This is a genomic window from Bacterioplanoides sp., from assembly GCF_965226395.1.
In the GTDB taxonomy this organism is placed as follows: domain Bacteria; phylum Pseudomonadota; class Gammaproteobacteria; order Pseudomonadales; family Oceanobacteraceae; genus Bacterioplanoides.
This window is the reverse complement of record NZ_OZ245358.1, coordinates 2213193-2224610: the sequence shown is the minus strand read 5'-3', so window position 1 is coordinate 2224610 and position 11418 is coordinate 2213193. Positions and strand designations below refer to the sequence as shown.

The window sequence follows — 11418 nt, the reverse complement described above, 5'->3', positions numbered from 1 at the left end:
ATAACAACCTCGGGACGAATTCATCATCTGAAAGCCGCAACTGCGGCTTTTTTGCTATCTGGCGTCAGGTTGAACAATTTTGCACACTGGTTTATTTGCCGCCAATGAACCGTTAAACTCAGCGCCTTTCTGTAACCACCAGCATAGAACTGTCACGCTTTGAGCCGCTTAAATAAACTGATCAATCAGATTAATCACCATAAAGACCGCCTGCTTGGTAACAAACGCTCCGGTAGTAAAAAATCGGCGCGTTCTCCTGAGCTGTTAACGGTGATTCCCCGTGACGAACATTCCATCAGTCGCAGCAATATCAGTGAGAATGCCCTGAAAGTACTGTACCGCCTTAACAAAGCCGGTTATCAGGCGTTGCTCGTGGGTGGTGGTGTGCGTGATAACCTGCTGGATCTGCATCCGAAAGATTTTGATGTCGCCACCGATGCCACGCCGGAGCAGGTGAATAAACTGTTTCGTAACTCTCGCCTGATCGGTCGTCGTTTTAAGCTGGTTCATGTGGTGTTTGGCCGCGATGTGATTGAAGTGGCGACCTTCCGTGCGCCGCCTAAAGAAGAGCACTCCAGCAAAGTTGCAGCAACCGGTGATCAGGGCATGATCCTGCGTGATAACGTCTATGGCAGTAAAGACGAAGACGCCATGCGCCGCGATTTCACCATTAACGCTCTGTATTACGATATTGCCGATTTCAGCGTGCACGCTTATGCCGGTGGCTGGCAGGATATGCAGCAACGTCAGATTCGCTTAATTGGCGATCCGGAAACCCGCTACCGTGAAGATCCGGTACGTATGCTGCGGGCCATTCGTTTTGCAGTAAAACTCGACTTCACCATTGAGGCGCAAACGGCGGCTCCGATTCGTGCCATGGCTCCGTTACTGATGCAGATTCCGGCAGCACGTATGTTTGAAGAAGTGCTGAAGTTATTCCTGCATGGCCGGGCGCTGGATACCTTCCGTATGCTGCGTGAGTACGACTTATTTGAACCACTGTTTCCGGCGACAGAACAGTGCCTGCGTGATGACCCGTTTGCGCTGGCGATGGTCGAGAACACCATGCGTAACACTGATACCCGCATTCGCTCGGGTAAATCGGTTACACCGTATTTCTTCTTTGCTTCCTTGTTATGGCCGGGAATGCGCCGGGTACAGCAGGAGTTTGAAGATCAGGGGCTGCCGCCACATCCGGCTTTACAACAAGCCGCTGATCGGGTGATTCGTCAGCAGGTACAGTGCACCGCCATTCCTAAGCGCTTCTCGATTCCGATGCGGGAAATCTGGGAAATGCAGCTGCGTCTGCCAAAAACGCATTCCAAGCGTGTGCATGAGCTGGCACAGCATCCGCGCTTCCGTGCGGCTTATGATTTTGTGCTGCTGCGTGAACAGTCTGGCGAAGACCTGAAAGGATTGGGCGAGTGGTGGACCAGCTATCAGGAAAAACACCCGATTCCGCAAAAGTCACACAATCGTGGCCCACGCAATGAGCAAGATCGTGAACAACATGGCGAGCAACGCCGTCGTCGTCCACGACGCAAACCACGCTCTCAGCGCCCACAGTCATAACAACCGGTGATAACAGCAGATGATCACCTGTTATATTGGCCTCGGCGCCAACCTGAATAACCCGGAACAGCAGATTCTGGACGCTCTGAATGCCCTGCAACAGCTGCCACAGACGGAGTTAACCGCGGTTTCCTCACTTTATGGCAGTAAACCGCTGGGGCCACAGGATCAGCCCGATTACCTCAATGCCGTTGCTCAGCTGGCAACCACACTGGAACCGCTGGCGCTGCTGGATGCGTTACAAGCACAGGAACTGGCTCAGGGACGTGAACGTAAACGCCATTGGGGCGAACGTAATATCGATCTGGATATTATCCTTTATGGTGATCTGCAACTGCGCAGCGAGCGATTAAACCTGCCCCACCACGAGATGCACAAGCGCAGCTTTGTGTTATTGCCTCTGGCCGAGATCAACCCACAACTGGTGCTGCCCGACGGGCGCGCTATCGCCACGATCACACCGGAATTCGATGGTCAGCTGCATCGTCTGAAACGCCTCTGGCATTGACATTGTTGCCACAATCCGCAACATACGCCTCCACGAAAAACCTGCCGGTAGCAGGCAAGATTGGAGAACCCTCATGAAACCCATCAGTATTCCAACACTGAAACAAATGAAAGCCGAACAGCAGAAGTTTGCTGTTCTCACGGCTTACGATGCGACCTTTGCTCAGGTGTCTGCCGACGCCGGTGTTGAAGTGCTACTGGTGGGCGATTCCTTAGGCATGGTGCTGCAAGGCAAAGACAGCACCCTGCCGGTATCTGTCGAAGAAATGGCTTATCACACCGAAATGGTGGCGCGCGGCAATGCCAAGGCACAACGCCCGGCACTGGTGATGACTGATCTGCCGTTTATGAGTTATGGCACCCTGGAGCAGGGTCTGGAAAGCGCACGCGCCGTGATGCAAGCCGGTGCTCACCTGATCAAAGTTGAAGGCGATGAATGGCTGATTCCACTGATTGAGTCTCTGTCGAAACAAGGGGTACCGGTGTGTGCCCATCTGGGTTTAACCCCACAAGCGGTCAATAAGCTTGGTGGTTACAAGGTTCAGGGACGTGATGAAGCCAAAGCCAGCGCGATGGTTGAACATGCCCAAAAACTGGAAGCTGCCGGTGCTGATCTGATTCTGCTGGAGTGTGTTCCTAGCGAACTGGGCAAGCGCATTACCGATGCCGTTGATGTACCTGTTATTGGTATTGGCGCCGGTGCCGACACCGATGCTCAGGTACTGGTGGTCTACGATATGTTAGGCATGAACACCGGCTATGTGCCTAAGTTTGTGAAAAACTTTATGACCAATGGCCGCACCATTCCTCAAGCCATCAGCGCTTACGCCGAGCAGGTTAAAAGCGGTGAGTTTCCATCAGACGAACATGGCTTCGGGTAAGGGATACACTGATGATCACTGTTCATACCATTAAAGAACTGCGCCAACACGTGAAAGCGGCTCGTCAGGCTGGTCAGGAGATCGGCTTTGTGCCCACAATGGGCAATCTGCACCAAGGTCATATCAGCCTGATTGATCGCTCAACCGCCGATGGCTGTTACACCGTCAGCAGCATTTTTGTCAATCCGCTGCAGTTTAACGACAAAAACGACTTAAGCCGTTACCCGCGCACCCTGCCCGAAGATCAGCAAAAGCTGCAAGCAGCAAACTGCGATTTGCTGTTTGCCCCGAATGTCGAAGAAATGTACCCGGCCGGTCAGGATAAACAAAGCATCGTACATGTACCTGTGGTTTCTGAAGGCCTGTGTGGTGGCAGTCGCCCGGGGCACTTTGATGGCGTGTCGACCGTAGTCAGCAAGTTGTTTAATCAGGTGTTACCCGACAAAGCTTATTTTGGCGAGAAAGACTTCCAGCAAGTTGCGGTGATTCGCAAAATGGTGGCCGACTTATGTATGCCGGTGGAGGTTATTCCGGTTGCTACCGCCCGGGCGGACGATGGTTTAGCGCTCAGTTCCCGCAACGGTTACCTCAGAGCCAGCGAACGCCAGCAGGCTCCGGCGCTGTACCAAACCCTGAATAACATTGCTGCCGCGCTGCAAAACGGTGAGCAAAGTCTCGAATTCATCCTTGATCAGGCCAGAATTCACCTCGATCAACAGGGTTTTAGCACCGATTATCTCGACATTCGTTACTCAAATGACTTACAGCCATTGACCAATGATGAACTGCAGTCACAACAGCTGCGGCATTCGTCTATAACAATTCTGGGCGCGGCTTTCCTTGGTAATGCACGCCTGATTGATAATATTCAGGTGACATTGAATCAGGCGTTTGAATGAGGCATACTTGCGCGCCTTGCGCCTGAGAGGCCAAGAAATGAACAATTCCGGAGTCTCAGAACCCGGTATAAAAGACTGACCCTGAGGTCAGAAATAACAGGTTCTGCGACAAAGAATCGATCAGCTAAGAAAGGGTTTACCATGCAAACCATCATGCTCAAAGCCAAGCTACATCAGGCCCGTGTGACTCACTCGGTGCTGAACTATGAAGGCTCTTGCGCCATTGACGGAAAATTGCTGGATCTCGCCGGCATGCGCGAATTTGAACAGATCCAGATTTACAACATTACAAATGGCAAACGCTTCACCACGTACATTATCCGTGGCGAAGATGACTCCGGTATTATCTCAGTGAACGGCGCTGCTGCTCACCTGGCCAGCGAAGGTGATCGCATCATCATCTGTGCTTACGGCAATTACGATGAGAAAGAACTGGCGACCTTTAAGCCAAAGATGGTGTACATGAACGAAGACAACACCGTCAGCCACACCAGCTTTGATATTCCGGTGCAGGTTGCCTGAAGCTTCGCTGTTGCTCATCTGAAAACGCCGCTTCTGCGGCGTTTTTTGTATCTGTGTTCTTCTCATCTTCCTTGCTCCTCCTTTTACTTCCCATTGCTCAAACAGTGACAAAACCGACAAACACGCCTTTTGCGCCTAAGCGTCACTCTCCTTATACTGCGCCCAGTTATTAGTAGGTTTGTGCACTGACGCACGAACTGCCACCGAAACAGGATTATGGATTATGACTGGCACCAGCCTGACCCAATCGGACACCTGGGCATTACTTCACAGCCACCATCAGGACATCCAGCAGCAACATATGCGTGACTGGTTTGCGCAGGACAAAAACCGCTTTGAGCGGTTTCAGTTACAGGCCGCTGGCATCAGCCTCGATTACTCCAAAAACCGTATCACCAGTGACACTATGGCGCTGCTGTACAAGCTGGCCCATGAACGCGGTTTACCGGAACAAATTGATAATATGTTCCGTGGTGAGGTGATTAACCGCAGTGAAAATCGTCCGGTGTTACACACCGCCCTGCGTAATTTCAGTGATCGCCAGGTGATGGTTGATGGTGTGGATGTGATGCCGGAAATTCGCCATACCATGCAGCGGATGGAAGAGTTTTGCTGGAAGATCCGCCGTAATCAGTGGCGTGGCTTCGACAATCAGCCGTTTACCGATGTGGTTTCGATTGGTATCGGCGGCTCCTTTTTAGGTCCGAAACTGGCTTCCAGTTCGTTAAAGCCCTATTGGGACAGTGGCCTGCATGTGCACTATCTGGCCAATATTGATGGCACTCATATCACTGAAATCCTCAAGCGCCTGAATCCGTCGACCACCCTGTTTATTATCCAGTCGAAATCGTTCGGCACGCAGGAAACGCTGAAAAATGCTCTGGCCTGTCGTGAATGGTTCCTGAATAACGGCGGCAGCGAAGCTGATTTACCGAAGCACTTTACCGCGGTGTCCTCCAACGTCGAAAAAGCCAAAGCTTTTGGTATTGATGAAGAAAATATCTTCCCGATGTGGGATTGGGTCGGCGGTCGTTATTCTTTATGGTCCGCCATTGGTTTGCCACTGGCACTGGCGATTGGTATCGACAACTTCCGCGATATGTTGCGCGGTGCCTACGATATGGACGAGCACTTCCGCACCGCTCCGATTGAGCAGAATATGCCAATTACCATGGCTTTACTCAGCCTCTGGTATGTGAACTTCTTTGGTGTGAACAGTCAGGCGATTCTGCCTTACGATCATTATCTACGTAGCTTGCCAGCACACTTGCAGCAGCTGGATATGGAGAGTAACGGTAAGTCCATCACCATTGATGGTCAGCCGGTGGATTACAATACCGGGCCAATTATCTGGGGTGGTGTAGGCACCAATGGCCAGCATGCTTTCCACCAGCTATTGCATCAGGGCACACACTTTTCGCCGTGTGATTTTATTATGCCGATGTGCACCCATAATCCGATTGATAATTTCCACGCCATGCTGGTTTCCAACTGCCTGAGTCAGAGTCAGGCGTTATTACAGGGCAAATCGGAAGAAGAAGCGATAGCTGAGTTAATGGCCGCCGGTATGAGCAAAGCCGAAGCCATTGTTACCGCGCCGCAAAAAGTGATCGCCGGTAACCGTCCAAGTAACACCCTGTATTTCCCGAAATCCAAACCCCATGTGGTGGGTGCACTGATTGCTCTGTACGAGCACAAAGTGGCCGCTCAGGGCTTCCTGTGGGGCATTAATTCCTTTGATCAGTGGGGCGTAGAATTAGGCAAACAACTGGGCAGTAAAGTGCTGAGTGCTTTAGAAGGAGAAAGCATTCCGGAGCATTTTGACGGCTCAACCAATGGCCTGGTGCGCGCCTTCCACGATATGCAGAATCTGTTATAGCAGGCGAGCTAGCGCGATATTAAACAGCAGAGCTATTCTGCATAGCCCTCGCTCAGCACCACTTGTTCCGCCTCTTTACGGGCTTCCCAACCTAAGGTTTCCAGTTCGGGTTGATCATAAAACTGATCGACCTTGCCCAGACATAAATAGGCAATCAACTCACGATCCGCCGGGGCCTGCAGAATATTTTTTACTTTCTCCGGGTCGAGAATACTCACCCACCCCATACCAATATTGAGCGAGCGCGCCATCAGCCACATATTCTGCACCGCACACACCACGCTGTAGCGCCCCATATCCGGCATACTGGTTTGGCCTAACACCGGCCCTTTTTTGGGGTTATAAAACACCGCAATATTCAGTGCCGATTCGGTGATGCCTTCCAGCTTTAGCGCCTGATACTGCTCCAGTTTGGCAGCGTCGTAATCGCCTGCCCGAAACAGCGCTAACGCTTTCTGGTTTTCGGCAAAGAAGCTGTCCGCCACCTGCTGGCGACGTGTGTTGTCAGACACCAGAACAAATTCCCATGGTTGTGAAAAACCCACCGATGGCGCGTGCAGAGCGGCCTTAAGAATTTTATCCACATCCTTACTCGCCAGAGGTTCGGATAAGAAACGATTACCGCGCACATCACGACGGGCCGCCAGCAGCTCCATCAGCAAGTCGCTGTGCGGTGGTTGAAACTGCTGGTTACGATCAGGCATAAGAATCAAAGAGGATAAAAGAAAGCGTCATTATACAAAGCTCTGAAAGCGTTTGGGAGTCACTCACTTTCGGCGTAAAATGGCACGGTTTTCTTTTATGTCATTTTCTTTTCTACAGTAAGGCATCCCATGGTTCAGGCTATCGAATGGCACAATCAGCAGTTACACCTGCTTGATCAACGCGTGTTACCCCACCAGCATCAGGTATTAAGTTATACCAACGCCGTGGATGTCGCCGACGCCATTCGTGACATGGTGGTACGTGGTGCACCCGCCATTGGTATCAGTGCCGCCTATGGTTATGCGCTGGACGCGCTGGCTGGCCGTGATCTGGAAGCCGCTTATAAAGTACTGGCCGAATCACGCCCAACCGCAGTGAACTTGTTCTGGGCGTTAGAACGCATGGCGTCATTGGGCACATCCGACCCTCAGGCACTGGTGGCCGAAGCGAAAAAGATTCATCAGGAAGATATTGAAGCCAACCTGGCGATGGGACAATTTGGTGCGGCTCTTATTTCAGAAGGTGCCAGTGTTTACACCCACTGCAATACCGGAGCACTGGCCACAGGCGGCCACGGCACCGCACTGGGCATTATCCGCAGCGCCTTTGCCGATCAGCGCATTGAACAGGTATACGCCGGAGAAACCCGCCCCTGGTTACAGGGCGCCCGATTAACCGCCTGGGAACTGATGCAGGATGATATTCCGGTAAAACTGGTGGCCGACGGTGCCGCCGCACAACTGTTTCGCCAGGGAAATATCAGCTGGGTGATTGTTGGTGCCGACCGCATTGCCGCCAACGGTGATACCGCCAATAAAATTGGTACCTACAGCCTGGCAGTATTGGCCAAGCATCACGGCGTTAAAGTAATGGTGGCTGCACCGACCACAACCTTTGATTTATCCGTTGCCAGCGGTGTCGATATTCCAATTGAGCAACGCCCGGCTTCTGAAGTGACCAGCCTTAATGGTCAGGCCATTGCCCCCGAAGGCTGTGATGCCATTAATCCATCGTTTGATGTAACACCGTCGGATCTGATTGATGCCATCATTACTGAAAAAGGCATGATTCTGGAACCGAGTGCAGAAACCGTTGCGATGTTATTTGCACGCTGACCAATCAGGATCTGCGACGGAAACAGCCATGACAAACGTTTTATACGACATTAACGATTTTAATCAGGCGGCTGAAAGTTTATGCCGCTATGGGAAAATTCTGTATCAACGGGATTGGTCACCCGCCACCAGCTCGAATTATTCCATTCGCCTGAATGATCACTGTTGTGCCCTCACCAGCTCCGGCAAACACAAAGGTAAACTCAGCAACGACGATATTCTGGTGGTGGATTTTCACGGCCAGCCAATTGCTCACCCGCAACATAAAGTATCGGGCAAACCCTCGGCTGAAACTTTATTACATACCCAGTTGTATCAGCGTGACCCCACCATCGGTGCCGTTCTTCACACTCACTCTCCTACTTGCGTGGTGTTATCTCAGATCTGGCAGAATGATGTGCTCGCACTCAGCGGCTGGGAATTACAAAAAGCGTTTGCCGGTGAAACCAGCCACGAAGGCACGGTGACGATTCCGCTGTTTGCCAATGACCAGAATATGCAGCGCTTGGCCGATCAGGTTGAGCAGACAATGCAACAAACTCAGCAAGGCCATGCTTATTTAATTCGTGGCCATGGCGTTTATACCTGGGGGAAAAACATCGAAGAATGTTTCCGCCATCTGGAAGCGCTGGAACATTTATTGGGTTACCAATTACAGCTGCTTTCTTTAAATCCCAACCTCCTTACAACCCCTAGTACAACCGTTTCGTGAGACAACAAGCATGAGTGAAATCCGTATTTACACCAATAATGATATGACCAACTTGTTGTTCGCCAGTGACAATAAAAAATCCATTGCACAAAAATTACAGGCACTGGGCGTGCGTTATGAACAATGGCAAACGGATACCACGATTTCCGCCGGTGCTGAGCCGGAATTTGTGATGAATGCTTACCGCAAAGATATTGATCGTCTGGTAAACGAAGAAGGTTATCAAACCGTGGATGTGATCAGTTTATCGTCGGACAATCCACAAAAAGCCCAACTGCGTCAGAAGTTCTTAAACGAACACACCCACAGTGAAGACGAAGTGCGTTTTTTTGTTGCCGGAGAAGGATTATTCACACTGCATATTGATGGCAAAGTGGCAGAAGTGTTATGCACACAAGGCGATTTAATCAGCGTACCGGCTAATACTCCACACTGGTTTGATATGGGGCCGAATCCAAATTTTATTGCCATCCGCTTATTTAATAATCCGGAAGGCTGGGTTGCCAATTATACCGGCAGTGATATTGCGGATTATTACAATCGTCTTGAGAACTAAAAAATCGACTCCTATGCCTGAATTTAACCACGTAAAAATTATTCTGACGGATATCGAAGGCACTACCTCGTCGATATCTTTTGTTAAAGATGTGCTGTTTCCTTATGCGGCGGAAAAATTGTCTGATTTTCTGCACCAGCATCATCAGGACGCAACCGTACAGCAGCACATAAAAGCCACCATAGAGCTGGCAAAACAAGAAGGTAACGACCTGACGACTGACAACCTCGACACCATCATTGAATGTTTACAGCAGTGGATTCGCGACGATAAAAAAGCCACGCCACTAAAAGCGTTACAGGGCATGATCTGGCAACAAGGGTACGAACAAGGCGATTATCAAGCACATATGTACCCGGATGCGACAGCGCAATTAAAGCAATGGCACTCCTCAGGAGTTCCGCTTTACGTGTATTCATCAGGATCGGTTCAGGCGCAGAAACTGTTTTATCAATACAGTCAGGACGGGGATTTGTTACCTCTGTTCAGTGGCTATTTTGATACCACTTCGGGTGGTAAGCGTGAAGCACAATCGTATCGTAATATTCTGGCTGAACTGCAGAAAAACCACGACATTGTCGCTGAAGACGTGTTGTTCCTGTCGGATATCAAAGAAGAGCTGGATGCGGCGCAACAATCAGGAATGCAGACCTGTTGGTTACAACGGGATGCGGCTTCCATCAATAACACTACGGCTACAGCTTCAGACGCTCACCTGAGCGTTGACCAGTTTACGGATATCCACCTTTCCTGAACGCTTGGTTTGTTATTCCCTTACAATTCTTACTGGAAAAAATCCTTATTCGGTATACATTGGATAGTAACTGATTAAACAATAAGGATATTGCCATGCCACATGAAAGCAGTCTGGATAGCAAGCTGGTCACACTGGAGGATATGAAAGCGCTGATTTATGGCGGCTGCTTTCTCGCCTCCGGCGGTGGTGGCCCTATCAGCATGGCACTGAACTTCCATCAACGTATTTCTTCTCCGGTTCCGATGATCAGCAAAAGCGATCTGAACCCCGGAGAAAAAGTTGCCATCGTTGCTGATCTGGGCTCGCCGGATAAAGCCGCAGAAGGATTTGGCTACACAGCTCCGGTTAATGCTTATACAGCGCTGGATGCCTATCTTTTACAGCAGGAACAAAAGAAAATTTCTTACTTTTTGCCCGCCGAAATTGGTGCGGTAAATACGCTGATACCTTTTTTTATTGCATCTCAGTTCTCCCCTCCCCTGACCGTTGTTAATGCCGACCCTTCCGGACGCGCCGTACCGGAAATGGATGAATCTATGCTGGAGGTAAATAATGTTCCTTGTTGTCCGGCGATCATTGCTTCGGACACCCAGTCGGGAAAGTTATGCCAATGGAGTCAGGGCAATTTTATTTCTAAACTATTTACCAATCTGACCCCAAGCGAACTGGAAGATGCGGCACGACAAGAAGTCAGCCAACCCGTATACAATCAGGTTGGTGGCATGGCTTGCTGGCCGATGGATTCGGATTTTCTGGCGTCCGGGGCAGCAGATGATGCCGTTATCGAAGGTAGCGTTCAGGCAGCGATTCAGGTTGGGCATACTCTGCTGAATAACCCAGCTCCTGAGCACCTGGCCGAAACCTTAACCGGGCTGGGCATCTATTGGCATGTGTTGTGTAATGGCCTGATCACTAAGATTGATAACCGTACAGCCTCCGGGTTTGATGTGGGTAAAATTGTACTGAAAACCATGATGGGTGAATTATGGGTTTACTACAAAAATGAAAGCCTGCTCGCCTGGGACCCTCAGGAGAAACAACCCAAAGTCATTGCTCCGGATTGTATTAATTTTTTAAAATTCTCCGAGACCGATCAGCTTTATGGTACTCAACCAGTCTCCACCGCAGATATTGCTGAAGGGCAGGTGCTGACCGTCTGGGCAACCGCCTGCGCTGATAAAATGCGCAATCCAACGATTGAGTCGATGTTCCTGAAAGACATCCACCAGATCAACGCTGCATTTCCTGAAGACCATATTGAAATCAACACTTACATCCCGGTAGAGCAACTGAATTCCTGAGGTAATCATTGC

General features: G+C 50.4%; 12 protein-coding genes. 11 read left to right on the top strand and 1 reads right to left on the bottom strand.

The window, feature by feature from the left end; genetic code table 11:
• Positions 1 to 159: 159 nt before the first annotated feature.
• From pcnB to pgi, 6 genes are all read left to right on the top strand, one after another.
• Positions 160 to 1572 (top strand): polynucleotide adenylyltransferase PcnB, encoded by a 1413-nt coding sequence (gene pcnB, locus ACO05E_RS10245; RefSeq protein ID WP_419812834.1) that lies wholly within the window; start codon positions 160 to 162, stop codon positions 1570 to 1572.
• A 19-nt stretch (positions 1573 to 1591) separates the two neighbouring features.
• Positions 1592 to 2080, top strand: coding sequence for a 2-amino-4-hydroxy-6-hydroxymethyldihydropteridine diphosphokinase (gene folK / locus ACO05E_RS10240; protein ID WP_419812833.1), 489 nt, complete (start codon positions 1592 to 1594; stop codon positions 2078 to 2080).
• A 73-nt stretch (positions 2081 to 2153) separates the two neighbouring features.
• Positions 2154 to 2960 carry a 3-methyl-2-oxobutanoate hydroxymethyltransferase gene (panB, locus tag ACO05E_RS10235; protein WP_419812832.1) on the top strand — a complete coding sequence of 269 codons (807 nt, stop codon included), beginning with the start codon at positions 2154 to 2156 and terminating at the stop codon, positions 2958 to 2960.
• A gap of 11 nt (positions 2961 to 2971) precedes the next feature.
• Positions 2972 to 3859 (top strand): pantoate--beta-alanine ligase, encoded by an 888-nt coding sequence (panC, locus tag ACO05E_RS10230; protein WP_419812831.1) that lies wholly within the window; start codon positions 2972 to 2974, stop codon positions 3857 to 3859.
• Positions 3860 to 4000: 141 nt separating this feature from the next.
• On the top strand, positions 4001 to 4381 hold the full coding sequence (panD, locus tag ACO05E_RS10225; RefSeq protein WP_255858694.1) for an aspartate 1-decarboxylase: 381 nt from the start codon (positions 4001 to 4003) through the stop codon (positions 4379 to 4381).
• Between the two features lie 223 nt (positions 4382 to 4604).
• On the top strand, positions 4605 to 6260 hold the full coding sequence (gene pgi / locus ACO05E_RS10220; protein WP_419812830.1) for a glucose-6-phosphate isomerase: 1656 nt from the start codon (positions 4605 to 4607) through the stop codon (positions 6258 to 6260).
• Between the two features lie 32 nt (positions 6261 to 6292).
• Here the strand turns inward: pgi and bluB are convergent, their stop codons facing one another.
• A complete protein-coding gene (gene bluB / locus ACO05E_RS10215) occupies positions 6293 to 6964 on the bottom strand; it encodes a 5,6-dimethylbenzimidazole synthase (RefSeq protein ID WP_419812829.1) in 672 nt (223 codons plus the stop codon).
• A gap of 129 nt (positions 6965 to 7093) precedes the next feature.
• Here bluB and mtnA point away from each other — a divergent pair, with 129 nt between their 5' ends.
• From mtnA to ACO05E_RS10190, 5 genes are all read left to right on the top strand, one after another.
• Positions 7094 to 8080, top strand: a complete 987-nt coding sequence (mtnA, locus tag ACO05E_RS10210; RefSeq protein ID WP_419812828.1) for an S-methyl-5-thioribose-1-phosphate isomerase — start codon at positions 7094 to 7096, stop codon at positions 8078 to 8080.
• Between the two features lie 28 nt (positions 8081 to 8108).
• Positions 8109 to 8792 (top strand): methylthioribulose 1-phosphate dehydratase, encoded by a 684-nt coding sequence (locus tag ACO05E_RS10205; RefSeq protein WP_419812827.1) that lies wholly within the window; start codon positions 8109 to 8111, stop codon positions 8790 to 8792.
• 10 nt (positions 8793 to 8802) lie between these two features.
• On the top strand, positions 8803 to 9348 hold the full coding sequence (locus ACO05E_RS10200; RefSeq protein ID WP_419812826.1) for a 1,2-dihydroxy-3-keto-5-methylthiopentene dioxygenase: 546 nt from the start codon (positions 8803 to 8805) through the stop codon (positions 9346 to 9348).
• 13 nt (positions 9349 to 9361) lie between these two features.
• Positions 9362 to 10102, top strand: coding sequence for an acireductone synthase (mtnC, locus tag ACO05E_RS10195; RefSeq protein WP_419812825.1), 741 nt, complete (start codon positions 9362 to 9364; stop codon positions 10100 to 10102).
• Positions 10103 to 10197: 95 nt separating this feature from the next.
• Positions 10198 to 11406 (top strand): DUF917 domain-containing protein, encoded by a 1209-nt coding sequence (locus tag ACO05E_RS10190; RefSeq protein ID WP_419812824.1) that lies wholly within the window; start codon positions 10198 to 10200, stop codon positions 11404 to 11406.
• Positions 11407 to 11418 lie beyond the last annotated feature (12 nt).